20 protein-coding genes are annotated in these 23,654 nt (G+C 58.5%); 11 read left to right on the top strand and 9 right to left on the bottom strand.

What is annotated here, in order from left to right:
• Nucleotides 1-125: 125 nt before the first annotated feature.
• From HSW_RS17205 to HSW_RS17190, 4 genes are all read right to left on the bottom strand, one after another.
• Entirely contained in the window at nt 126-1,700 is a 1,575-nt protein-coding gene (locus tag HSW_RS17205) for a hypothetical protein (RefSeq protein ID WP_044002987.1), read from the bottom strand.
• Between the two features lie 167 nt (nt 1,701-1,867).
• Nucleotides 1,868-2,275 (bottom strand): EVE domain-containing protein, encoded by a 408-nt coding sequence (locus HSW_RS17200; protein WP_044002986.1) that lies wholly within the window; start codon nt 2,273-2,275, stop codon nt 1,868-1,870.
• 115 nt (nt 2,276-2,390) lie between these two features.
• Nucleotides 2,391-2,762: a hypothetical protein gene (locus HSW_RS17195; protein WP_044002985.1), complete on the bottom strand. Its 372-nt coding sequence runs from the start codon at nt 2,760-2,762 to the stop codon at nt 2,391-2,393.
• A gap of 96 nt (nt 2,763-2,858) precedes the next feature.
• Nucleotides 2,859-3,254 carry a hypothetical protein gene (locus tag HSW_RS17190; protein WP_044002984.1) on the bottom strand — a complete coding sequence of 132 codons (396 nt, stop codon included), beginning with the start codon at nt 3,252-3,254 and terminating at the stop codon, nt 2,859-2,861.
• Nucleotides 3,255-3,466: 212 nt separating this feature from the next.
• Here HSW_RS17190 and HSW_RS17185 point away from each other — a divergent pair, with 212 nt between their 5' ends.
• From HSW_RS17185 to HSW_RS17175, 3 genes are all read left to right on the top strand, one after another.
• A complete protein-coding gene (locus HSW_RS17185; RefSeq protein WP_044002983.1) occupies nt 3,467-5,221 on the top strand; it encodes a helix-hairpin-helix domain-containing protein in 1,755 nt (584 codons plus the stop codon).
• Nucleotides 5,222-5,337: 116 nt separating this feature from the next.
• Entirely contained in the window at nt 5,338-6,402 is a 1,065-nt protein-coding gene (locus tag HSW_RS17180) for a glycosyltransferase family 9 protein (protein ID WP_044002982.1), read from the top strand.
• 115 nt (nt 6,403-6,517) lie between these two features.
• Entirely contained in the window at nt 6,518-7,171 is a 654-nt protein-coding gene (locus tag HSW_RS17175) for a hypothetical protein (RefSeq protein WP_044002981.1), read from the top strand.
• Between the two features lie 114 nt (nt 7,172-7,285).
• On the opposite strand, the gene HSW_RS17170 is transcribed toward HSW_RS17175, so the two are convergent.
• Nucleotides 7,286-9,031 (bottom strand): hypothetical protein, encoded by a 1,746-nt coding sequence (locus HSW_RS17170; RefSeq protein ID WP_155833022.1) that lies wholly within the window; start codon nt 9,029-9,031, stop codon nt 7,286-7,288.
• A 174-nt stretch (nt 9,032-9,205) separates the two neighbouring features.
• Between HSW_RS17170 and HSW_RS17165 the strand changes: the two genes are divergently transcribed.
• From HSW_RS17165 to HSW_RS23020, 6 genes are all read left to right on the top strand, one after another.
• Nucleotides 9,206-9,652, top strand: a complete 447-nt coding sequence (locus HSW_RS17165) for an OsmC family protein (RefSeq protein ID WP_044002979.1) — start codon at nt 9,206-9,208, stop codon at nt 9,650-9,652.
• A gap of 31 nt (nt 9,653-9,683) precedes the next feature.
• Nucleotides 9,684-9,950 (top strand): UBP-type zinc finger domain-containing protein, encoded by a 267-nt coding sequence (locus HSW_RS23585; protein ID WP_071883137.1) that lies wholly within the window; start codon nt 9,684-9,686, stop codon nt 9,948-9,950.
• A gap of 132 nt (nt 9,951-10,082) precedes the next feature.
• The gene (locus HSW_RS23025; RefSeq protein WP_052346561.1) at nt 10,083-10,652 is read left to right on the top strand and encodes a biliverdin-producing heme oxygenase; all 570 of its coding nucleotides are present in this window, start codon (nt 10,083-10,085) and stop codon (nt 10,650-10,652) included.
• Nucleotides 10,634-12,952 carry an ATP-binding protein gene (locus HSW_RS17150; protein WP_052346560.1) on the top strand — a complete coding sequence of 773 codons (2,319 nt, stop codon included), beginning with the start codon at nt 10,634-10,636 and terminating at the stop codon, nt 12,950-12,952. The genes HSW_RS23025 and HSW_RS17150 overlap by 19 nt, the downstream gene beginning before the upstream one ends.
• Entirely contained in the window at nt 12,949-13,392 is a 444-nt protein-coding gene (locus HSW_RS17145; protein WP_044002977.1) for a response regulator, read from the top strand. The genes HSW_RS17150 and HSW_RS17145 overlap by 4 nt, the downstream gene beginning before the upstream one ends.
• 10 nt (nt 13,393-13,402) lie before the next feature.
• Nucleotides 13,403-14,614 carry a sensor histidine kinase gene (locus HSW_RS23020; RefSeq protein ID WP_052346559.1) on the top strand — a complete coding sequence of 404 codons (1,212 nt, stop codon included), beginning with the start codon at nt 13,403-13,405 and terminating at the stop codon, nt 14,612-14,614.
• 73 nt (nt 14,615-14,687) lie between these two features.
• On the opposite strand, the gene serS is transcribed toward HSW_RS23020, so the two are convergent.
• Nucleotides 14,688-15,962 carry a serine--tRNA ligase gene (gene serS, locus HSW_RS17135; protein WP_044002976.1) on the bottom strand — a complete coding sequence of 425 codons (1,275 nt, stop codon included), beginning with the start codon at nt 15,960-15,962 and terminating at the stop codon, nt 14,688-14,690.
• 521 nt (nt 15,963-16,483) lie between these two features.
• Between serS and rho the strand changes: the two genes are divergently transcribed.
• Nucleotides 16,484-18,712 carry a transcription termination factor Rho gene (gene rho, locus HSW_RS17130; protein ID WP_044002975.1) on the top strand — a complete coding sequence of 743 codons (2,229 nt, stop codon included), beginning with the start codon at nt 16,484-16,486 and terminating at the stop codon, nt 18,710-18,712.
• 76 nt (nt 18,713-18,788) lie between these two features.
• Here rho and HSW_RS23015 read toward each other — a convergent pair whose 3' ends face one another.
• A complete protein-coding gene (locus tag HSW_RS23015) occupies nt 18,789-21,062 on the bottom strand; it encodes a T9SS type A sorting domain-containing protein (protein ID WP_197031897.1) in 2,274 nt (757 codons plus the stop codon).
• Between the two features lie 249 nt (nt 21,063-21,311).
• Between HSW_RS23015 and HSW_RS17120 the strand changes: the two genes are divergently transcribed.
• A complete protein-coding gene (locus HSW_RS17120) occupies nt 21,312-21,968 on the top strand; it encodes a DsbA family protein (RefSeq protein ID WP_081768469.1) in 657 nt (218 codons plus the stop codon).
• An 80-nt stretch (nt 21,969-22,048) separates the two neighbouring features.
• Here the strand turns inward: HSW_RS17120 and HSW_RS17115 are convergent, their stop codons facing one another.
• Nucleotides 22,049-22,678 (bottom strand): hypothetical protein, encoded by a 630-nt coding sequence (locus HSW_RS17115; RefSeq protein ID WP_044002973.1) that lies wholly within the window; start codon nt 22,676-22,678, stop codon nt 22,049-22,051.
• 72 nt (nt 22,679-22,750) lie between these two features.
• Nucleotides 22,751-23,623 (bottom strand): UbiA family prenyltransferase, encoded by an 873-nt coding sequence (locus HSW_RS17110; RefSeq protein WP_044002972.1) that lies wholly within the window; start codon nt 23,621-23,623, stop codon nt 22,751-22,753.
• Nucleotides 23,624-23,654: the final 31 nt, after the last annotated feature.

The raw sequence follows: 23,654 nt of genomic DNA, 5'->3' as shown, positions 1-23,654 counted from the left end.
TCCTGACACCAGCATGGTCGTCAGGGGCTTTCTACTTATCACCGCTATGCATTTCATGAAGGAAGGATTGGTTCGGATACTGGCTTGATGCGCCTCATGCCTCGCAATGATATCAGTTCCTCACCTCAGAACTCCAGCACATTCAGAAAGAAGACGTCGCGGCCGGGGCCTTTCTCGGGGCGTACGTGCTGGTAGCCGCAGGCCAGGAACCGCCCGCCGTACCACGTGAGCAAATGCTCCTGTGAGGTGTCGTTGGTTTTCGCCGTAGGGTCAGCGGGCCGGAGCGTGACCTGCCAGTCGTTGGGGGCAGAAGCGGCCTGATCTACCACTTTGTAGTGAAATTCATCGTCTTTCAGATAGGCCATAGCCATGCGGCGGCCATCGGAAAGAGGACGCATCCGCACGGTTTCCTGCAACTGTAAGTGCTCAATTTCCTTCAATAGAAAAGAATTGTCCCAGAGTAGATTTCCTTGCCGGTCAAACCCACAGATAAGCGCATGCGTGGTGCGGAAGCCCTCGGAAGCCCGACGGTTGTTGTAAAAGTTGTTGTAGCGCGAAGGATAGCCGAAGCCCCCATAGCCGTAATTGGCCAGGCTGCCCAGGTTCCCATAGTTGAGGTTGGAATTATTGTAGCGCGGATAGTACACCTCCGATACCAGCACGAAGCCCTCGGAAGTCGCCACCATATCGTGCATGAGCAGCTGGTAGCGGTGGCGGAACTGCCGGTCGGAAGCCCGTAGCCGCTCACTGCGCTGCCGCATGCGCGCTACTTTGGCCGGCTTCATGAAATCAAAAAAGTGCTTCAGGTTCAGAAAGTCGTAGTACCGTAAGGAGCGGCGCTGGCCGGTGGAGGTTACGCCAGCGGTAAGATCAGAAGCAAAAAGGCCCTGGGAATAGCGGGAGTCACGCAGGGTGTAGGTGCCGGCCAGCAGGCGGGCGGCGCTGTCGCCGGGGCTGAGTTGCGCGTCCAGCAGGCCCCGCTCACTGCTGGCCTGTACAAATTCGGAGCGTATGAGGCGGCCGTCATCGGAGAGCTGCTTAAGTTGCAGCCGTGACTTAAAGCCGTTGGTTTCGCTCAGGATCAGCTCGGCGCGTTTGGTAACGGAATCGGCCAGGAAGGTGAAACGGGTAGGCAGCGGCTCGTAAACGGAAGGCAGAAACTGGAATTTGGCCGTGTGCAGATCCAGCAGCAGAATCGTCAGGTGCTGGTCCACTTCCACCGTTACAAACAGCTTACCATCCAAGGCCTTCAACTCATGAATTCCCCGGGTGCGCTTGGTTTTAAACTCGCCGGTACCCAACTCACCCGTCCGTGAATCGAAGGCAGCAACCCAAAGGGTGCCCGGATCAACGCCACTGAAAATGGCATAAACATCGGTGCCCTCAGAGCAGAGACTCTGAAAATCATATCCGCGCGGCACCGGAATATCGGCCCGGCGGATAGGCTGCAGGTCATGGTTAAACTTCTGGAAATAATATTCCGATTTGCCACTCAGAATAGGGTCACGCTCCACCAGCAATACCAGACTGCTGTCTTCGAGCAGGGGCTGCACCTGCACGTCACTGCTGTACGCTTCCAGCAGCAGCTCGGCGCGGGCCGGCTGCCGGGGCTCAACGGGAAATTTGGGCGAGGTGGCTTTTTGGGCCCAACCCATCGAAATACTCAGCAGAAAGCCCAAAAACAGGTATAGTTGTTTCATAACACAAGCCAAAAATGCCAGGCCACGCTGTGCATTAGGAAGATACGGCGAAAGGCGCGCATCACCTAACAAGGTCCGCCGGAAATAAGATGCCAGCCGGGCCTGAAATGCACACGGCCCACCCTAAAATAATAGGGTAGGCCGCGCAGAAAAGGGTGGAGCAGGGCTTAGCTGCCTAACTCCAGCAAGACATCGAACTCCTCCGGCTTCAGGGCCATCACCGACAAGCGGGACTGCCGCAGCAGGCCAATCTGGCTGAGGCGGACGTCCTGCTTAATCTGGGCGAGGGAAACGGGCCGGGCCAGCGGCTGCTGCGGTTTGAGGTGAACGGCTACCCAGGTGCTGCCCGCTTCGGCAGTAGCATCGGGCGCGGCGGGGGCAGCTACTTCGGCAATGCCTACTACCTGTTTGTCGGTTACGCTGTGGTAATAGAGAACTAAGTCGCCGGGCTGCATCTGCTGCAGAAAGTTGCGGGCCTGAAAGTTGCGCACGCCGGTCCAGTCGGTACCATTGTCGCGCACAAACGTGTCCCAGGAGTATGCCGCCGGTTCTGATTTAACGAGCCAGTAGTTCAAAACGCAGAAAAGAAAAATGGTGAGGTTGCTGTTTCGGACTGCAAGTTGGGCAGCCGCAACAGGAAACCCACCATTTTTTATTCGGGCAATTTTCCCGGGCGAAGAATCCGGAAAGCTAGTTTTGCCGAGCGCGCAGGGTAGTATCGTTTACCAGTTCGATGGTGAGTAGGTAAGATGGCTGACCATTGGTGAGACTGATGCGGTAGTTGCTGGCCCCTTCCGGCTTCCAAGAGCCGGTAATGTCTAGTGGGCCATCGGCCGGGCCCTGCGTGTGGAGCACGAATGCGCCGTCTTTCTCCAGTCGAAACCCATCAATACCCCAGCCACCCTGCGGCGTGTAGGTGCCCTGTACCTTATAGATGAAGAAACCGGCGCCGTCGGGTTGCTGACGGGTATTGTACCAGTCTTTGCCGAACAGTGCTTCCGGCGCCACAACATCGGCGTCCTGCTTGCAGCCATTTAGCGTCAGCAGAAAGAGAAATGTCAAAAGGGATGATAGGAAGTAGCGCATGGACGTGAATAAAGAATGGAGAAGACTACACTGCCAGGAGCCCACAACCAGCCAATGCGTTGCACGCAGCCGCTACAGCTCCACCCGCCGCACTTTCAGCACTTCATTTTCCAGCGACACTACTTCCAGCTTGTAATCGGGGTCTTTCTTGTCGTCGAGGCTGATGCGCAGGGTATGGTCGTTTTCGGCGGTCCAGCGGCCCTTACGGCCCTCAATGCCATCGGTTGGGGCAATGTCGAGCTGGGTAAACAGACCGTTGTGCTCGAAGGCGAAGCCGGTGCGGCCCCGGGAGGGTGGGAAGGCGTACGTGTTGGGCCGGTACACACGCACGTCGCCCTGGTCTTCTTCGTGGGCGTGCAACCAGGTGCGTTCCAGCTGTTTCAGCTGGGCGGTGGCTTTCGGGTCGGGGTTGCAGGTGGCGGCCAGCAGCAGCACGCTCAGGCAGGACAACAAAGTGAACAAACGCATAGGGTAGAGAAATGATAGCCTGCGCTGCGCCCAGGCCGTAGGAAGGAAAACCGGCGACCCGCCGCCTGGTCAATTACCAGGCTGGTCAGGCCACCTAAAAGTAAACAAATTGACCGCGTAGCCGGAAAAGCAGCCGGCTCTTCGGCTGTATACGGCCCCACGGCCCGAAAGCTTAGGCCACGTTGGCCGCACCGCCTACCTTTGCCTGTCTTATGGATAACCGCGCCCTCATCCGAGCCTTCCGCCTCACTGCCCAGCTCATGGAGCTGCACGAGGAGAATCCGTTTAAAATCCGGGCCTACGAAGGCACAGCCAATGCACTAGAGCAGCTCTCCGTGCCCGTGGCCGACCTGGACCGTACCGGCCTGCCCGACCGCACCGGTCTGAGCAAAACCGCTGCCGCAAAGGTGGCCGAAATGCTGGATACCGGCTCGTTTGAGGAGCTGACGCGCCTACTGGCGGCCACGCCGCCCGGGGTAATAGAGTTGCTGGGCATTAAAGGCATCGGCCCCAAGAAAATCCGTAGTCTGTGGAAGGAGTTGGGTATTGAAGGTCCCGAGCAGTTGCGCGAGGCTGCCCAGAATGATGAGGTGAGTAAACTCAAGGGCTTCGGCCAGAAAACTCAGCAGGCTATTCTGGAGGCCCTAGACTTTACTGACCAGAGCCGGGGTAAACTACTGTACCCGCAGGCCGAAGAACTGGCGCATGACCTGCTCAGCCGGCTGGAAGCCACTCCCGGAGTAGAACAGGCCGCCGTAGCGGGGGAAGTGCGCCGCCGCCTCGAAACGGTGGAAACCGTAACGCTGGTAGCCGCCGCCACCCAGCCCGCCGCCGTGCATCAGCTGCTCAATACCCTGGATGGCCTCACCGCCGACCCGAGCCGTAGCGGCCCCTTTGCGTGGCGTGGCACCGCTACGGCTTCGGGCGTGAAGGTGGAAATTATACTGGTAGCTGCCCCCGATTTCACCAATCAGTTCCTGCTCAGTACCGCCGCCGAGGCGCACCTATCCGAGGCTCTGACGCAGGAGCTGCAACCCGGCCAGCCTGCCACTTTGCGCCAGTGGCTGAAGCGGGAGCGGTTTGCCACCGAACCCGCACTGTACCAGCGGGCCGGCCTGCAGTACGTGGAGCCGGAACTGCGCGAAGGGTTGGGCGAGCTGGCCCTGGCCCGGGAGAACAAGCTGCTGCCCCTGCTGGAAGACGCCGACCTGCGCGGTTCCCTGCACAACCACAGCACCTACTCCGACGGCAGCCACACTCTGCGCGAAATGGCCACTTTCCTGCGCGACCAGGGCTACGAGTACCTCGGTATCTGTGACCATTCGCAGGCGGCGCATTATGCCAATGGACTGCCTCCGGAGCGGGTACGGCAGCAGCAGCGCGAAATTGATGAGTTGAACCAGGAACTGGCCCCGTTCCGCATCTTCAAGGGTATCGAGTCGGATATTCTGTCGGATGGCTCCCTAGACTACCCGCCGGCCGTGCTCAAAACCTTCGATTTTATTGTGGCCTCAGTGCATTCCAACCTCAAAATGGATGAGCGTAAAGCCACCGCGCGGGTGTTGCGCGCCATCGAAAATCCCTATACCACCATGTTGGGCCATCCTACAGGCCGCTTGCTGCTGCGTCGGGAAGGGTATCCGCTCAACCACAAGGCCGTGATTGATGCCTGTGCCCAGCATAAGGTTATCATCGAAATAAATGCCAACCCCTGGCGCCTTGACCTGGACTGGCGCTGGGTGCGCTACGCCCTCGACCAGGGCGTGCAACTTAGCATCAACCCTGATGCACACCACACCAATGGCTACGCCGATATGCGCTACGGGGTGTTTATGGGACGTAAAGGCGGCCTCACAAAGGACATGACGTTTAACGCGAAATCCGTAGACGAAATAGCCGCCTACTTTGCCGAGCGTAAAGCCAGTATCAAGGCCCCGCTGGAGTTTAAGGATTCGCTGTTTGGCTAGAGAATATTGAAAGAGTGAATTGATGAATTGTTGGCCTGCTGAATGAGCAAACTGAGACGCAACGAATAATCCATCAGTCTATCCATTCTTCAGTTCATCAAACCATATGTTCAGCAATGAAAATTCTCGTTCTGCGCTTTTCTTCTATCGGTGACATTGTGCTGACGACGCCCGTGGTGCGCGGGATAAAGCAGCAGGTACCAGGAGCAGCGGTGCATTTTGCCACCAAACCGGCCTTCCGGGGCCTGCTGGAACCGAACCCGTACGTAGATAAAGTTCATTGCCTGACCGGCTCGCTGCCGGAACTGGTGGCGGAACTGAAGGCGGAGCAGTTCGATTTTGTGGTGGATCTGCACCACAACCTGCGTACGGCACTTATCAAGGCACAACTGGGCGTAAAATCAGCCAGCTTCGATAAGCTGAACTGGCGTAAATGGCTGCTGGTAAACCTGAAAATCAATACGCTGCCCGCTGTGCATATTGTGGAGCGGTACCTGGCGGCGGCAGCGCCGCTGGGGGTGGAAAATGATAATCAGGGACTTGACTACTTTATTCCGGACCAGGACGAGGTAGATATTTCGGCCACGCTACCACCTGCGTTTCAGCGGGGCTACGTGGCCTTTGCCATCGGCGCGCAGCATGCCACCAAGCGGCTGCCGGTGGAGCGTATTATTGAACTGTGCGGGCAGCTTCGGCGCCCCATCGTGCTATTGGGCGGCCCCACCGATGAAAGTACCGGCCACATTGTAGAGCTGGCCTTCGAACAGGGTACTGCCAGTTCGCCGCCAGCCCCCGGCCGTATTCCGGATAGCCCGTATTACTTTCCTGCAACGGCTCCCGATAGCAAGCTACCGGCTACCAGTATTTACAATGCCTGCGGCAAATTCAACCTCAACCAGTCAGCCTCCCTGGTGCGGCAGGCTGGCCTGGTCGTGAGCCACGATACCGGCCTGATGCACGTAGCCGCCGCCTTCCGGAAGGAAATCATCAGCGTGTGGGGCAATACGGTGCCGGAGTTCGGTATGTACCCATACCGCACCGAATTCCGGGTGCTGGAAGTCCCGGACCTCCCGTGCCGGCCGTGCTCTAAAATTGGCTACGAAAAGTGCCCCAAGGGTCACTTCCGGTGCATGCGTGATATCCGCTTTGATCTGGACTTGCCGGGCCTCTACGGATTGTAGCAGAAAAAGGTTGCGGTTGAGGTGTCTGGAAGTATAAATATCCTGCCTGATTTGTAATATTGCCGTGGTTCGGTCAGGCAGAATCCTATTTTCTTCATCTTCCTACTTTCTCTTTATGCGAGTTTCTACTCTGCGTCTTTTAACGTTTGCCGTTCTGGCAGTATGGCTGACGGCCTGCGGCCCGAGCATTTACATGGCTCAGGATTTCCGTGCCTATGTTCCCAAGCACAAAACGGTAGCTATTCTGCCGGCTACAGTTACCATGCAGTTGCGCCCCAACCAAGCCCGCAACACCTCGGCCGAGCAGCTGCGTAACCTAGAGCAGCAAAGCGGTTCCGATTTTCAGGAGAAAATCTATTCGTGGCTATTGCGCCGCGCCGGCCAGCGTGCTTATACCGTCCAGTTTCAGGATATTATGCAAACCAACTCCCGGCTGCGGGAAAGCGGCATTCCGTTTTCGGAGCTGCGTAACCACTCGCCGCAGGAGCTGGCCAAAATTCTGGGTGTAGATGCCGTGCTGACCACCAGCGTGCGGACCAGCAAACCCATGAGCGACGGGGCCGCCGTGGCGCTGGGCGTATTGGTAGGTGCCTGGGGCGCCACCAACCAGGCCAATATCACCGTGAACATCCACGAATCGGATGCCGGCAAACTGCTGTGGAAGTACGACTACGTGGCCAACGGCTCGGTGGGCAGCTCCACCGAAGGCATGGTGAATATCCTGATGCGCAACGCTTCCAAGAAATTTCCTTACACCCCCAAATCGTAACGCGGCGGTTGCCTGACCAACGGCCTGTGGGTAACTCAACCCAACAAAAGGGCCGCCCTTGCTTGCAGCAAGGGCGGCCCTTTTCTATGGCCACATAATGTAATCTGCGCTGAACTACCTGGGAGATGGCACAAAAAGCACCCGCTGCTCTACCAGCTGCTCTGTGTAGCCAAACGGCTGCAGCAACTGCCGCAGGTATGGCCGTACAGGGTGGTGTTGGTAGCTAGAATCAATGACAAAAGCGGCCGGCTTGTACTGTTGCAGAAAGGCCCGCATCTGCTCGGGAGTTGGCGACGTCCCCAGCGAGTCGGGGTGCGTTTGTACCTGCAGTAAGGCCCGCAAGACGGGTTGTTGCCGGAGGGCCAGAAACAGCTCCGGCTTCACGCGTGAGAGGTAGCCGCCGGGCAGCTTCTTCCGGTGGAATGCCTGATAGAACAGTTGCTCGGTGGGCAGGTGGCCCGCCTGCCGGTTGCCATCCGTAACGCCCAGCGGAATGGGAACCAACGTGGTGCCGGGCCGGGCCGCCAGCTGCCGGTAAAAAGCCGGAACCGACGCGGCCGTTGCCTGGTAGTAGGGTTTCGGCCAGAACTCCAGGGCTACCACGGCAAACAACCCCGCGCTGAGCAGATAACGTGAAGCAGGTTTCAGGCCTTGCCAGGCCGCTTCCAGAGCACTAAAGGAGATGATGGGCAGGAGTAAGCCCACCAGCATAATCCAGCGCGTAGGGCACCGGATGTTGTTGAAGAAGGGAATAAAATGCAGCAGGGAAGTGGGTAGGTTCAGCCGCTCATGGCCATACACCCGAAGCGTAGGCACCGTGAAGAGCAGAAACACGACAAGTACCCAGATCAACGGCCTCCCCTGGGCATCCTGGGAGCGGAGCGAGCGGGGCCTGCGCCTCCACAACCAGAGGCCAAGAGCTAGCAACGGCAGCGCATACCCAATGAACAGGGTATTTTCTATCGAGCCGGGCATGTTGAACAAAGAAGAGTTGTACAGGCGCTCAGCCCAGGCAAAATCCAGCCAGCGGCTGGTAGCCGGCGGCAGCAGGAACGCCACCACGTCGCCTCCCCACCATTTACCCGTATCGGGCACGCCGGCCAGGCGTAGCAGCCGGATACCAATGTGGCTCACGAGGAGTATGCCCGCCAGTACGGCCCAAGTCCGCCAATTGCGCCAGTTGCGCCAGTTGAGCCGGCCAATGCGCAACCAGTACCAGCTGGCATACAGAAGCGAGAAATAAATGAGGCCGAACAGAACGTAATAATCGCTGAATAACGTGATGATGCCCAGCAGGCCGCACGCCAGCACCGCCGCCCAACTTCGTACTACCGGCAGAAACCGGCCTTCCTGAAACTCAAACGCGCGCAGAAACGCCAGCACGTAAAAGGGTACGGTGGCGGTCAGCACCAGATTGAAGTGCTCGGGCAGCCGCTGGAGCTTGTAGGGGGAATAGGCGAAGATGAAACCGGCCAGCAAACCCAGCACTGGGTTTTTTACCCAGCGTCGGGCCAGGTAGTAGGCCCCCGTGCCCGACAGCGCGTAGCTGGCCAGCAGCCCCAGGTTAATAGCCAGCATCTCGTTCCCGACCAGAACCGCCAGCAACCCGATGATGGGAATGTAGGCGTGCATGATAAGTCCCGAGCCGACAGGGTAAAATAGCCAATCGGTGAAAAACGGATTGTGCCCGGTGGTTACGGCTTCCCGGAAGTGCCAGACGTTCCAGTAAAACTGGTAGGAATCGTGGCCGGGAACCGCCGGAAAGGCTGTAGAAAAATTGCCCGCCAGAGGCCAAGTAAAGACAAGGAATATGCCCGCATACAATAGCAGGACAACTATAAAGCGTAGAATACGAGGCATTGAAACGATAGGGAACAACTGAAAATCGGCTCGATATACTGGCGCTGGGACGAGGCAGCACAGCAAATAAGTCGGCAAGATAGGCAGGATGGCAATTGCCAGTAAGGCCGGCTCGATGCCACAACCACTACCGTCGGGCTGCGTTTACTGAACTTTCTCCCGTTACGCTTTCGTATGGACCCGGTAATAATTGTTCCAGCAATCCTGGTAAAAGTAGGTCCTGCCGCTCTGACAGCCGATATCCAGGCTGGCCGCCATACGTGGCTAGTTGATGAGCCGGTAACGGTGGGCGGAGAGGACCGGGGGCCTACCCCGTATGACATGCTACTCTCGGCGCTGGGAGCCTGCACGGCCATCACGCTGCGCCTGTACGCCACCCGAAAACAATGGCCCCTGGAGGGTATTGAAGTGCGGTTAAGCCACCAGCGCGTACATCGAGAAGATTGCGACCAGTGTGAGCAGCCGGGCACCACGCTGGAAGAGATACATAAGGAGCTGCGGCTGTTGGGGCCGTTATCGGCGGATCAGCGGCAGCGGTTGCAGGTTGTCTCGGAGAAGTGCCCCGTCCAGAAAATACTCACCAGCGGAGTACTGCGCGTCATAACGGTGCTGGCTGAGTAACTTGCTACGGTCACGTAAACTCCGCGAAACCATGGCTCTCTGTTTCCATCTGCAGGCGCTTGAAACCCTGCTGCCGCCACCCGCCGAACCGGTCTGTCCTGAATGCGTGGCTTTGGGCGACGCCTGGGTGCATCTGCGCGTGTGCCAGGCGTGTGGCCACGTTGGGTGCTGCGACTCTTCCACAAACAAACATGCCACCCGGCATTTTCAGACCAGCAGCCACCCGGTAGTAACCTCCGCCGAGCCAGGCGAGCAGTGGGCCTGGTGCTACGTGCACGAGCAAATAGCAGAGTATTAGCCAGTGCTGCAACAAGGCCCACCGAATCAGTGGGGTGTCGGCTGCGGAAATGGGTAAATGAATTCTCCGCTACATTTGCTTGTAGTACCAGATGACGACCTGCCTACTTTTTGCGGCGGTCAGTAGTTGCCTATGACCGTATCTGCCGGCTCTGCCGATGTTCTGACCCGCCTGCGCCAGGAGACCCGCCCGTACCATGATGCGCTGGAGGCCAACGAGTTCAACCAGCAATTAAAAGCTGGCACGCCAACCGAAGCCGCAGCGGCCCGCTTCCTGGCGAAGCTATATGGGTTTGTAGTGCCTTTTGAGGCGCAATTGCGCGCCCACGCTGAGGAGTTTGGCCCGGAATGGGAGTTGACCCGCCGCTACCGGGCCTCGTTGCTGCATCAGGATCTGCCTGCTGCGGCTACGCTGCCTTTGGCCCCCAACCTGCCGCCTCTGCACACCCGCGCCCAGTTGCTGGGCGCTATGTACGTGCTGGAAGGCTCTACACTGGGCGGTCAGGTAATTTCCCGGCAGCTGGCGAAGGCCGGTATTGCGGCCCGGGCGTATTTCAGCGGCCACGCCGAGCAGACAGGGCCGCTCTGGAAATCTTTTGTGGGGTTGCTGGCCGAGGCCGCAACGCCCGCCACCACCGACGAGATTGTGGCCTCGGCCATTCTCACGTTCCAACGCTTACACGCATGGATAGAACAGGCGTAATCTACACCGACGAAAGCCTGGTAGGCGCGGAAATCACGCTGACCAACTGCGACCGGGAACCCATTCACATTCCTGGGCTGATTCAGCCCTACGGTTTTCTGCTGTGCCTGCACGAGCAAACGCGCCGTGTGGTGCAGGCTAGTGCCAATACGCAGGAGCTGCTGGGTATTGCAGCCGAAAACCTGATAGGGCAGGGGCTGGACTGCCTGTTCGAGCCGGCCCGCCTGGTTGACATAGAAGCGCAGCTTACCACGCTGGCGGAAGGACACCGCTTGGTAGGTGTTCGGCTCGATAAGGTAACCGGCCAGCCGTTCTACAAGCTGATTCTGCACCGCTTTGATGACCTGCTGTGGCTGGAATTTGAACCAGTAGCCGAAACCACGGACGGGCCGCTTAACCTGCCTTCTCTTAACGATGCGCTGGGCCAGATGCTGGCTGCCGCCTCTGTGGTAGAGTTCTGCGCGTATGCCGTGCAGCAGGTGCGCGAAATTACCGGCTTCGATAGGGTAATGGCCTACCGGTTTGCGGAGGATGAAAGCGGCGAAGTCGTAGCCGAAGCCCGCCACCCCGATCTGGAGCCGTTCCTGGGGCTGCACTACCCGGCCACCGATATTCCGAAGCAGGCCCGGGCCATGTACCTCAAAAACTGGCTCCGCTTCATTCCTGACGTAGACTACGTGCCCGTGCCGCTGGTGCCGGTGCGCAACCCAGCCAGCCAGCGCCCCCCTGATATGACCTACTCCGTGCTGCGGAGCGTGTCGCCTATTCATGTGGAGTACCTGAAGAATATGGGCGTGGGAGCTACCATGACCATCTCCCTGATCCGGGACGGGCAGCTGTGGGGGCTGCTGGTCTGTCATCATTACGCGCCGCGCCTGGTGAGCTACGAACTGCGCGACCTGTGTCAGTTCATTGGCAAAACCTTCTCTGCCCTGCTTAAAAGCAAGGAGCAGGCCGATGATTTTGCTTATCAGCTGCGTCTGCGCGAACATCAGGCCCGGCTCTTTGGGCTGCTGGCCGAGTTTCCGGATTTTCGCAAGGCCCTCTACGACCATTTACCTGTCGTAAAAGACGTATTTGACTGCGGCGGCGTACTAGTGAGTTTCGATGGGGAACTGGCTGCCTACGGCAGTACCCCTACTGCCCCCCAGATGCGGGAGATAGTGGAGTGGCTGAGCAAGCACGCCACCGGGGAGCTGTTTCATACCAACTCTTACGCCCGGCATAATCCGGCCGGCGTGGCTGTGCGCTCCGTAGCCAGTGGTATTCTGGCCATCCGGCTCGATAGGGCGGCCGGCGACTTTATCATCTGGTTGCGGCCGGAGGTGTTGCAGACCGTTACCTGGGCCGGCCAGCAGCAGAAAGCCGAAGTGATGAAAGACGGCCAGCTCCATCTTTCGCCCCGGCATTCCTTTGCAGCCTGGAGTGAATCGGTGGAGAATACGGCGGAGGCCTGGAAACCCATAGAAGTTGAAGCTGCCGAGGAAATCCGGCTGCGTATTGCCGATATCCGCCTCAAGCTGTTCAATGAAATTCAGGCCCGGGCCCTGCAGCTCAGCCGCCTTAATGCCGAGCTGGAACGCAGCAACGACGAGCTGGATTCCTTTGCCTACGTGGCCTCCCACGACCTGAAAGAGCCCCTGCGCGGCATCCATAACTACTCCATCTTCCTGCTGGAAGACTACGCTGATAAGCTGGATTCCGACGGCGTGGATAAGCTGCAGACCTTGGTGCGTCTGAGCCAGCGCATGGAGTCCCTGATTGAGTCGTTGCTGCAGCTCTCCCGCGTGGGGCGCCTGGAGCCGGATGTGCAGGAAGTAGATTTGAACACGATATTGGCTGAAGCCATGGAGATACTGCAGCCCCGCCTAGAGCAAACTGGTACCCGTGTTACGGTGGCCCACCCCCTGCCCACCGTACAGGCCGACCCAGTGCGGTTGCGCGAGGTATTCAATAATCTGCTGACCAATGCCATGCGCTACAACGATAGTGCCGTAAAGACCGTAGAAATAGGCGTTGCTCCCGCAGGCGTTATTAGCCCGCGTGGGAGCATTAGCCCGGCAGCATTCCATGTACTCTTTGTGCGTGACAACGGCATCGGCATTGACTCCCGGCACCACGAGAGTATTTTCAAAATCTTTAAGCGTCTGCACAGCCAGGATAAGTATGGTGGTGGTACTGGGGCAGGCTTAGCCATTGTGAAAAAGATGATAGAGAAGAGTGGCGGCCAGCTCTGGGTGGAGTCTCAGCCCGCACAGGGGGCTACCTTCTTCTTTTCGCTTCCGAAATACACCTCATGAGTTCTGCCTCCCTGAAACCCATTTTAGTAGTCGAAGATAGTACCGAGGACTTCACGGCCCTGGGCCGGGCATTCCGTAAGCATGCGCTGCAAAATCCGGTGTTGCGCTGCACCGATGGCGACCAGGCGCTGGAATATCTGCAGGGCTACGGCCGCAATATTAAGTGGCCGGCCGTGCTGCCGGCCATTATCCTGCTCGACCTGAACATGCCCGGTACCGATGGCCGGGCTGTGTTGGATGTGGTGAAACACGATGATGCTCTCAACACCATCCCGATTATCATTTTCAGTACTTCTTCTAACAGTAAGGATATTGAAGAGTGCTACCGACTGGGAGCAAATAGCTACCTCACCAAGCCCATTGACTATGCGGCCATGGAAGAAAAAGTGCGTCTGATTGTGCAGTATTGGCTGAGCGCAGTAGAACTGCCCAGTAACTAAGTCGCCGCCCGTGAAAAAAATTCTGCTGGCTGATGACAACGTAACCGACCGGGTGCTATATCGCCGCTTTCTGGGAAAGCAGCTGGGGCACGAGAGCGTGGAATTCTACGAAGCTACCTCCGGCGCGGAAGCCGTGCGGCTCTTCGCCCAGATCCTGCCGGACTGTGTGCTGCTCGATCATAACCTGCAGGACATGGATGGGCTGTTGGTACTGGAGCAGCTGAAGCAGCTGGCGCACTCAGAGACCCTGTGCGTGATAATGATAACTGGCAGCGGCAACGAGACCCTGGCCGTGCGTGCCCTCAACAGCGGGGCGTCCGACTACCTCGTGAAAGGACAGTTCGACCGGGAACTGCTGGCGCGGACCGTAACGCACGCCATCGAGAAAAACGAGTGGCAGCAGTACCAGACCCGTTACCATCAGGAGTTGCAGGTGATGAACCAGCAGCTGCGCGAGTCATTGTCGGAGCTCACCGAGACCCGCCAGCAGCTCCAGTCCCGCAACCAGGAACTGGCAGCCATCAACCAGGAGTTGGGCCGCACGAACGCCGATCTGGACAACTTCGTGTATGCCGCCTCGCATGATCTGCGGCAGCCTGTTCACAATCTGCAGGGCCTGTTTGAGGAGCTACGCCGCTCCGCCACCTTCCACGACCCCGAAGAAGCCCATGTTTTGAGTCTGGTTGATTCCTCTCTGCGGGCCTTGGTAACCACTATTACCGACCTGGCTACGGTAGTGCAGGAGCAGCGCCAGACCGGCGAACAGGCAACCGAACCGGTGCAAGTGCGAGAAGTAGCAAAGGAAGTATGTCATTCGCTTCGACCCCAGGTGGAGGCCACCGCTGCCCGCATTACTACTGATTTCAAGCAGCTGCCGGAAGTCCTGTATATCCGGTCCAATCTGCGCACGATTCTGCTGAATCTGCTGTCCAACGCGCTTAAATACCGGCATCCTGCGCGCCGCCCTGAGGTAGTAGTACGCACGGGCTGGCGCAACGACCAACCTATCCTGGAAGTACAGGACAATGGTCTGGGACTCGATATGGCCCGCCACGGCGCTGATTTGTTCCAGCTCTTTCGGCGTTTCCACCCCGGCGTGGAGGATGGTACCGGCGTAGGACTGTTTCTGGTGAATCGACTGGCCCAGACGGCGGGCGGCCGGGTAGAAGTGGAAAGCGAGGAAGGGCAGGGTACCACGTTTCGGGTGTATCTGCGCAGCTGATTTTTAGGTAGTGTTTACACAAAAAAAAGTCTGTCTCCGGCGTGGAAACAGACTTTTTTGGTGACGGGTAGATTTAGCCTATCTGGCTGAAGCCGCAGTAGGAGTGCAGTACTGCCGGCAGGCGGATACCCTCGGGCGTCTGGTTGTTTTCCAGCAGGGCCGCCACAATGCGGGGCAGCGCCAGCGCTGACCCGTTGAGCGTGTGCAGTAGCTGGGTTTTATTGTTTTCGGTGCGGTAGCGCAGTTTCAGGCGGTTGGCCTGATAGGTTTCAAAGTTGGAGGCCGAGCTTACTTCCAGCCAGCGTTGCTGGGCCGCGCTCCACACTTCCAGGTCGAAGGTAAGAGCCGATGTAAAGCCCATATCTCCGCCGCAGAGGCGCAACACCCGGTACGGCAGTTCCAGCTTCTGCAGTAGGCCCTCAATGTGCGCTACCATCCCTTCTAAAGCCGCGTAGCTCTGCTCAGGCTGGGTAATTTGTACAATCTCAACTTTATCAAACTGGTGCAGGCGGTTGAGGCCCCGGACGTGGGCTCCCCAGCTACCGGCCTCGCGGCGGAAGCAGGGCGTATAGCCGGCATTCCGGATGGGCAGTTGCTCGGGCGCAATAATCTCGTCGCGGTAGAGGTTAGTGATGGGCACCTCGGCCGTCGGAATCAGGTACAGGTCGTCGGCGGTGGAATGGTACATCTGGCCTTCCTTGTCGGGGAGCTGGCCGGTACCGTAGCCGCTGGCCTCGTTCACCAGAATCGGGGGCTGAATTTCCGTGTAGCCGGCGGCTCGGGCCTCATCCAGGAAAAAGTTGATGAGGGCCCGCTGCAACCGCGCACCCTGACCCTTATACACCGGAAAACCGGCTCCCGTAATCTTGTTGCCCAGCGCGAAGTCAATGATGTCGTACTGCTCAATCAGGTCCCAGTGGGGTTTGGCATCGGCGGGTAGCTCAGGCTTGGTGCCTACTTCGCGCACCACCTCGTTGTCGTCAGCCGAGCGGCCAGCCGGCACGCTGCTGTGGGGCACGTTGGGCAGCTTGTAGAGGGTTTGCTGCAGCTCTTTTTCTACCTCCGTCAGCTCTTCGGCGTGGGCCTTGTTCTGCTGCTTGAGCTCAGCGGTACGGGCTTTCAGCGTGTCGGCTTCGGCCTTATTACCGGCTTTCATCAGTCCCCCAATCTGGCGGGCCAGCTCATTCGCCTCAGCCTGCGCCTGGTCGTGGGCAGTTTGCAGATCCTTCCGTCGCTGATCCAGCGCCAGAATGGCCTGCACGTCGGCTTCGGCAGTTTTATAGTTTCGTTTGGCCAGGCCGGCCAGCACGGCGGCGGTATGTTCTTTCAGGACGGAAACTTGCAGCATAACGGCAGAAAACGCGGATTGGAATTAAACAAAAGTAGAAGTTTGCGGCCGATGAAGCAGAATTCCATCGGCCACCCCGGCCGGTGAAGTCCTTGCCGTGCTGTTGAACAGGCCAGAATATGGCCTGTGGCTCCCACCCCGGGCCGCTGGGAACTGTTCTGCCGGCCTGCGTCGTTACCGATCCGGGCCACCATTTAAGTAGTTGGGCGGCTGTATCCTTTGGGGCAAAACCTGCGTACGCTACCCAAACTGCAAAATCCACCATCCGATTTGGCAGTTCCCCCGCATTCCGCTAACATTGCACATACAAGCCGACCCTGGTTGGCGGGCCCGATGGCATTTTTACCGCGCCTGGCCTGCACTCCGCTTTTCGCGCCAGTTGGCTCCACCCACGGTTTTTACTTCTCGCTTCTTTCTGCGTTGGGCGCCGCGTTGCGGCTGTCTTTTGTGCCCAGACTGGCCTGTGCTGCCCCATTTTAGGCTTTTCGCCGCCCCGCCCCTTTTTTGCTTCACCGCTACCTATGTACACTATTGACGAGTTAAAGGACCGTTTGCTGTCCGAACTAAAAGAAGTTGCTGAGACCCTAAAGGTTGGTAATTTCAAAAAACTCAGCAAACAGGATCTTATCTATAAGATTCTCGACCAGCAGGCTATTACGCCCACTGATAAGCTTCCCCAAAAAGTGAAATCCGGCGAAGTTGCCGCGCCCGCTGTGTCCGCCGCGCCCTATACGGAACCGGTGGAAGCCGCTGCTGCTAAAACGCCTGCTGTCAAAGCGGCTCCTGCTGCCAAAACCACCGGTACGCGCGCTGCCCGCCCGGCGGCGGCTCGCCCGGCTCGCGGCAAAGCCGCCGCCGCCCCCGCCGAAGTAACCACCAGTGAAACCGAAGCTGCCCCCGTAGCCATTGCTGGGCCCGTTGCCCCGGACGCTCCGGTGGTGGCCACTGAACCAACTCCGGTTGCCGCCGAAGTTGTGGTGGCTGAACCAACTGGTACGGCTCCCGCCGAAGCAGCTCCGGCTGAGGATACAGCCAGCATCGAGCGTCCCGTGAAGCTGTATCAGCGGCCGGAGCGCCGTACGCGCACTGACCGGGCCGGTCGGCCTATTGTAGCAGGTGCTGAGGCCACAGCAACAGAAGAGGAAGCTGCTCCGGCTGCTGAAACGGTCGTGGAAACTCCCGTAGCTCCGATGCGTGACCCCCGTCCCATCGACCCCACTGCGCCTGCCCCCCTGCGTGAAGGCCGCCCCGAGCAGCCGCGTATTTTCCGCGACGGCCGGGAGTACATTCCCCGGGAAGCGCGTACGGACGCTGCCCGCGCCGAAATCCGGCCCGACAGTAGCAGCCGCTCTGAGCAGCCCCGGGACCTGCGCAATGATCAGCCCCGCACTGATGGCCGTCAGGAGGGTGCCCTGCGCGACGGCAGCCGCCCCGAGCAGCCCCGCAACCTGCGCGAGGGAGGCCGCCCCGATGCCCGCGACCAGCGGGAGCAGCGCCGCGAGGAACGGTATGCGGCCCGGGAGCTGCAACGCCAGCAGCGCCAGGAGCAACGCCTCACCGAGCGCCAGAACGGTACTGCCGAGCAGCCGACCCGTGTCGAGCGGGCGGAGCAGCGGCCGGCACGTCAGGATTTCGATATTACCATTCCCGGGGACGGAACGCTGGAAATGATGCCCGACGGCGGCTATGGTTTCCTGCGCAGCCCTTTCTATAACTACCTCGCTTCCCCCGACGATATTTATGTGGCGCCACAGCAGGTGAAGCAATTCGGCCTGAAAGCCGGCGACACGGTGAAATGCACCATCCGGCCCCCGCGCGACGGGGAGAAATACTTTGCGCTGGTAGGCGTGGATGGCATCAATGGTCGCTCGGTGGAAGACGCCCGGGACCGGATTCCGTTCAGCAACCTCACGCCGCTGTTTGCTGAGGAACGTCTGAAGCTCACCACCAAATCGGCCCAGTACAGCACCCGGATCATGGATCTGTTTGCGCCCATTGGCAAAGGCCAGCGCGGTCTGATTGTGGCGCAGCCCAAAACGGGTAAAACCGTGCTGCTCCAGGAAATTGCCAACGCCATCAGCGAGAACCATCCGGAGGTGTACCTGATGATTCTGCTCATTGATGAACGCCCGGAAGAGGTAACGGACATGGCCCGCTCGGTGAAAGCTGAAGTGCTGAGCTCTACCTTCGATGAAACAGCTGACCGCCACGTAAAAATTGCCACCATTGCCATGGAGAAGGCCAAGCGCCTCGTGGAGTGTGGCCACGACGTGGTGATTCTGCTCGACTCGATTACCCGCCTGGCCCGTGCCTACAACACGGTGCAGCCGGCTTCGGGCAAAATTCTCTCGGGTGGTGTAGATGCCAACGCACTGCACAAACCCAAGCGCTTCTTCGGGGCCGCCCGTAACGTGGAAAACGGTGGCTCCCTGACCATCGTGGCTACGGCCCTCATCGAAACCGGCTCCAAAATGGACGAGGTTATCTTTGAGGAATTCAAAGGCACCGGTAACATGGAACTGCAGCTGGACCGCAAGCTGGCCAACAAGCGCATCTTCCCGGCCATCGACGTGCCGGCTTCCGGTACCCGCCGCGAAGATCTGCTCATGAGCAAGGACGAACTGAACCGCATCTGGGTACTGCGCAAGTTCATGTCGGACATGACGGCTGCCGAAGCTATGGAGTTCCTTAAGGACCGCATGAAAGGCACCCGTGACAACAACGAGTTCCTGCTGGCCATGAACGGCTAGGTAAGTGGTTTTTCAGCCAAAAAAGGGGGCTACCGCAAATGCGGTAGCCCCCTTTTTTGGCTGAAAAACCACTTGCTTACTGTCGTACGAAGCGTTGCACGTTTCGCTGCCCCTCCGTTATCAACTCCAAGAAGTAGATGCCGGTGGGTACACGCTGCAAATCTACGGTTGCACCGCCCTGCGCCTCCCCGGTGGCTACGGTCTTGCCAGTAGATGAGTAGACCCGGTACTGAACCAAGCTACTGGTAACCGGCAGACTGATGTATTGACTGCTGGGGTTCGGATAGAAAGAGGCATTGAGCTTACGGCCCGCAACGGTGACAACTGAGGAGAAGACACTGGTCCCATCAACATCCACCTGCTTAAGACGGTAATATGCTACTGTGCTCAGGGGGTGTTGGTCGAGGAAAGAATAGGCAGCTCCCGTGGTGGTCGTGCCGTTGCCGGCTACCTGACCCAGGGCGTCGAAGTGAATTCCATCCGTGCTGCGCTGAACCTCAAAATAGGCGTTCTGGATTTCGGCGGCGGTAGCCCAGGTGACGGTTACGTTTTGCTCCTGGCGGCTTGCCGCAAAGCGGGTGAGCGTAACGGGTAGCGGATTATTACCGGAGGCCTGGCTGAGTTGAGTGCTGGCCAATACGAAGTCACCCAATGTGCTGAATGGTACGCTCGAAGTAATAGTGCCAGTGAAATAGGGAGGAGCAGTAGACGTGAAACTAGCGTTGCCACCCACATCGGCCCAGGTAGCGCCAACACTCTGGGCAATGCGCAACGTGTTGCCATTATCTACCTGGTCATCGGGGCCAAAGCTAAGCGTTACGGCGCCGTTGTTAAAAGTAGCCCCAGCCCCGGCTGAAAGATTGGCATATCGGATGCGGGATACCCGCTTGATGCTATTGGGGGATTCAGTTGGAAAGGTGCGGGCCGTGGGGCCACCTTCAAATAGTTGGGCTGTATAAGTGTTGGCTGACGGTTGATTTGGAGAAAAAGTAACTGGCCGATATACCGGGGTGGTACCGCGGAAAGAGCCAATCGGGTACACTATGTTTGGCCGGCCGCTAGCCGTAACGCTGGTAGAGCGCGTGAGCGGGCCATTTACAAAGCTGTTGCTGCTGCCACCAGTTAGGCGTGTGTCCGAGCCAGCGGTTACGTCAAACGGAACGGTAATGGCATTGCTGCCAGTAGCTGTGGCCAGGGTCGTTAGTACGCCGTTGGTAAGAGTGAGGCCCTGCACCGTAACTGGCTTGAGCATCGTTACACCCGCCGCCGAAGAATTATTGATGACCAGACGCGCCGCAGTTCCGAACGCGAGAGTTCCGGACCCTGTGCCCGTGCCAATACCTCCTACTGACTGTGCCCCGCTTCCATTGAGGATAACATTACTGGCAGTGGCCGGAGTGAAACTCAGGCTGCCAGCCGTAGGTGTGGAGTTGCTGTTGATGAAAATGCTGCCCCCGATACTGGTACCCGCTGAAGTGCCGTTGCCCACTGAGTTAAGATTCGCTACTGCTCCCGTAACGGTGAGGTTATTAAGAATCACCATATTGTTGGTTCCCGCAACAGTTGCACCGCTTAGCAGCTGCAGATTGCCATACTGGCGGCCCACCGACGAAAAGGTGCCGCCTGAATAAATGTAGGTGCTGCCACTATTGAAGACAGTAATACCATTGGTCCCGTTGCTGAAGGGTTCTCCACCGGAAAACTGCTGGAAAGTAGCCCCAGCATTGAATACTACGGAACCAGCAGTGGAGGCTACATCCTGACTTCCACCAGCCACGGTACCAGTGGTGCCGAACGGATAGCCCACAACATTTTGGGCTACAATGGAGCCGCCGCTCTGTACCTGAATAGCTCCGGCGCTGGCTGCAATCAGGCGTTGTGGTAAGGGAGTGCCGTTTCCGTTACCCGTCAGTGTAATAGTACCTGCTACGGCTGCGGTAGCTCCGGCATTCAGGCGGAGTGTAGTATAGCGGTTAGTGGTGGCAGCAGTAGTTAGAAGCGTTAGGCTGGAGCCGGCTGTCACGACAAAATCATCCCCGGCCAAGTTGTTTGTTAGGATAATAGGGCCATCTGCATTGCCTGTGGAGGGAGCAATGAAGGAAACGTTGACATTGTTGACAAGCAACAGCTGGCTGATGTTGAAATCAGCAGCTACTGTTTGCACGCTCACCGTCGGCGTCTGGGCGCCATCGAATACGAGGGCATCGGCGGCGGCAGGGGCCTTGTTCCCAGCTCCGGTGGGCTGATAAGTAACCGGATCTACGATTACCCAGTTTGTGCTGGCAGTGATGGTGGCATTAGTTGCTCCAATCCACTTAAGTGTTTCACCGAACGAGAAGGAGGTAGACACTGACACCAAAACGGGAAAAATGGCAGCACTCTTCCTGACAAGGGAAGACCAAGAGTATGTTTCTAACATTGTTGCAAAGGCTGTGAAGTGGACGGGCAAAAGGATTTGACAGGTAAAATAGGTATAAAAGATAGTATCATACAATTGCAAATTAAATACTTGCAAATACTGCTTGATTTAGTTCAGAAAAGCAAGGCAACAGCTCTATTGGGCTTCATTGTATTATTCTCATCCGTTACTTTTGCCAAAATGGAACAACAACCCGACCTGCCCGAACTGCTTTATCTCTCTGACCCATTGTGTGGTTGGTGCTACGGCATGAGCCCCATCATCCAGCGGGTGCAGCGGGAGTTTGCCGGGCGGGTAGTCGTATCGGTGCTGTGCGGTGGTATGATAACCGGCGAGCAGGTGGGGCCCATCGGGGAGAACTGGCACGACTTGACCGGCGCACTGACGCAGGTGGCCCGCGTCGCCGGCGTGGAATTCGGTACCGCTTTCCAGGCGGTAGGGCAGGAGGGCAGCCGCCTCCAGGATTCAGAGCCACCCAGCCGGGCCATTCACGCTTTCCGCCAGTTGCGCCAGGACGAAGCCGCTCAGTTCGCCCACGAGGTGCAGCAAGCTCACTTTCAGCACGGAGCCGACCTCAATGACCCCGCCACATACGACGCGCTGGTAGCCCCCTATGGCCTTGATGCGGCCGACTTCCGGGGCCGCCTGACGAGCCGGGAGGTTATCCGGGGGACCATCCTGGAGTTTGCCGCCGTGGGTAAAATCGGCGTGCAGGGGTTCCCGACTACTATTTTGCGGCTTGGCTCGCAGGGCTACGTACTGGCCCGGGGCTATCAGCCCTACGATGCCTTTGCCGCTCGTCTGGAAGAAGCCCTTACTCAGCCTGACAAAGTGTAAATGCCAGAAAATAGCAGCAAAAAAGCCGAAGCATCCTGTGCTTCGGCTTTTTTGTTATCATATATGGACGCAAACGCCGGTTACGGCAGATGCACCACCTGCTTGCGGAGTGGCGACCAGGCAATGGCACGGCGGTCTTCCTTACCCACCAGATAATGAAAGCTGACAGCGTCGGGGCGCCGCTGGAGGTCTTGCCAGGCAGCTTGGTCGAGGCCGGCAGGCGCTTCGGCTGCGGCCGGGTAGGTAGCTGCTTTGGGCACTGCCGGGCGGTGGAAGTTCCTTTCGGCGAAGAACTCTCTGATGCGTTGGCGCACGTAGGCTTCGCGCTCCGCCTGGGTAGCCGTGGGGCCTTTCATCTCATATACCATAGCTGCTTCCAGATCAGGGGACGACAGGACTTCGCGGAAGATTACCTCTCCCGAAGCGTTGGTAACGGTCAGGGTTGCCTCACCGCTCAACACAGAAGAACCGCGCAACACCAGTGAAAACACATCGGGCGAAGCGGCGGAGGAGAACAGGTGACGGCTGCGGGCGGTGAGTAGAGTATCGGCCTGCGCGTCTACCGTGGCCGGGCGGGTGGTATCCATCGGCTCGAGCCGGGTGGTTGCCGAGTCGGGGAGGGGTGCGGAAGTGGTGGAGGTAGCCGTTTGCTCAGGTGACGAACAGGCCACCGCCAAAGCCAGCAGGGAAAGCAACAGAGACAGACGCATACGGCAGTTGGGAGTACGTGGGAGAGGTAAGAATTTCCTGATACGCAGGTGACGCCCCGGCCGTTGGCTTGGCTACCAGAGCAGCATTAGGGCAAATGCTACGCTCATACACAGCGAAGAAACCTGATTCATGCGCATCGTGTGGTCGAAGTCGGCGGCGGCTTCCTGCTGCCACACGGCCCGTGCCCATTGCCCAAACAGGAACACGACCGGCCCGGTAGCCACCAGAAACAGCAGCAGATGCCGCTCCTCCTGCCGGTATAGGTAGGTGGCCGCCAGCAGAGCCGCCCCGGCCGCCAGGGCCAGGCCCGCAAACACAAACGTGCCCCGAATGCCCAGCCGCATGCTCAGCGTCCGGTCGCCGCACCGCGCATCTTCCTCGTGCTGATACACCTGCGTAAGCGGATAGGAACCGCACAGAAACAGGCTGCTCACCAGCGCCAGCACCAAATTATCGGGGGCTGATAACTGGGCACTACCGGCTGCCACGCCCACCTGCGTCATCAAAAACGTGTAAGCCCCCTGAAATACCACCACCACGACTGTACTCAGCAGCGGATACTTTTTCAGGCGAATTCCTTCGTAGCTATATGCCTTGGATACCAGCAGGTACACGGCTACCAGCGCCGCAAACCACAGGCTCAGCAGCCCCGCGCCCACCACGGCCAGCACATCGAACAGCCATACCAGATGCAGCAGTTCGCGGGATACTTTCGGCGGCCGGCGCAGCCCACCAATACTGCCCTCGTCCCGGTCGTAGTAACTGTTGTAGCCATTGGACGCCGGGTATGCCAGCAGATGCAGCACCACAAACACGCCGGCTGCCCGCCACGGGCTGAATGGCTCCCGGAGCGCGCTCAGCCCAAACCAGAACACCGGCATGAGATACACGGAAAACGGAATGCGCAGCAGGGGCAGGGCCCGACGGTAGGCGGTGAGCGGCATGAGGGAAGCAGGGCAGAAAAAGGACGACGAC

The organism is Hymenobacter swuensis DY53 (genome assembly GCF_000576555.1).
Classification (GTDB): Bacteria; Bacteroidota; Bacteroidia; order Cytophagales; family Hymenobacteraceae; genus Hymenobacter; species Hymenobacter swuensis.
This window is presented reverse-complemented; position numbering and strand designations above follow the sequence as displayed.

Coding starts and splice junctions, on each gene's coding strand:
- HSW_RS17205 (WP_044002987.1), bottom strand. CDS start 1,700: ATGAAACAACTATACCTGTTTTTGGGCTTTCTGCTGAGTATTTCGATG.
- HSW_RS17190 (WP_044002984.1), bottom strand. CDS start 3,254: ATGCGTTTGTTCACTTTGTTGTCCTGCCTGAGCGTGCTGCTGCTGGCC.
- HSW_RS17185 (WP_044002983.1), top strand. CDS start 3,467: ATGGATAACCGCGCCCTCATCCGAGCCTTCCGCCTCACTGCCCAGCTC.
- HSW_RS17180 (WP_044002982.1), top strand. CDS start 5,338: ATGAAAATTCTCGTTCTGCGCTTTTCTTCTATCGGTGACATTGTGCTG.
- HSW_RS17175 (WP_044002981.1), top strand. CDS start 6,518: ATGCGAGTTTCTACTCTGCGTCTTTTAACGTTTGCCGTTCTGGCAGTA.
- HSW_RS17170 (WP_155833022.1), bottom strand. CDS start 9,031: ATGCCTCGTATTCTACGCTTTATAGTTGTCCTGCTATTGTATGCGGGC.
- HSW_RS17165 (WP_044002979.1), top strand. CDS start 9,206: ATGGACCCGGTAATAATTGTTCCAGCAATCCTGGTAAAAGTAGGTCCT.
- HSW_RS23585 (WP_071883137.1), top strand. CDS start 9,684: ATGGCTCTCTGTTTCCATCTGCAGGCGCTTGAAACCCTGCTGCCGCCA.
- HSW_RS23025 (WP_052346561.1), top strand. CDS start 10,083: ATGACCGTATCTGCCGGCTCTGCCGATGTTCTGACCCGCCTGCGCCAG.
- HSW_RS17150 (WP_052346560.1), top strand. CDS start 10,634: ATGGATAGAACAGGCGTAATCTACACCGACGAAAGCCTGGTAGGCGCG.
- HSW_RS17145 (WP_044002977.1), top strand. CDS start 12,949: ATGAGTTCTGCCTCCCTGAAACCCATTTTAGTAGTCGAAGATAGTACC.
- serS (WP_044002976.1), bottom strand. CDS start 15,962: ATGCTGCAAGTTTCCGTCCTGAAAGAACATACCGCCGCCGTGCTGGCC.
- rho (WP_044002975.1), top strand. CDS start 16,484: ATGTACACTATTGACGAGTTAAAGGACCGTTTGCTGTCCGAACTAAAA.
- HSW_RS17120 (WP_081768469.1), top strand. CDS start 21,312: ATGGAACAACAACCCGACCTGCCCGAACTGCTTTATCTCTCTGACCCA.
- HSW_RS17115 (WP_044002973.1), bottom strand. CDS start 22,678: ATGCGTCTGTCTCTGTTGCTTTCCCTGCTGGCTTTGGCGGTGGCCTGT.
- HSW_RS17110 (WP_044002972.1), bottom strand. CDS start 23,623: ATGCCGCTCACCGCCTACCGTCGGGCCCTGCCCCTGCTGCGCATTCCG.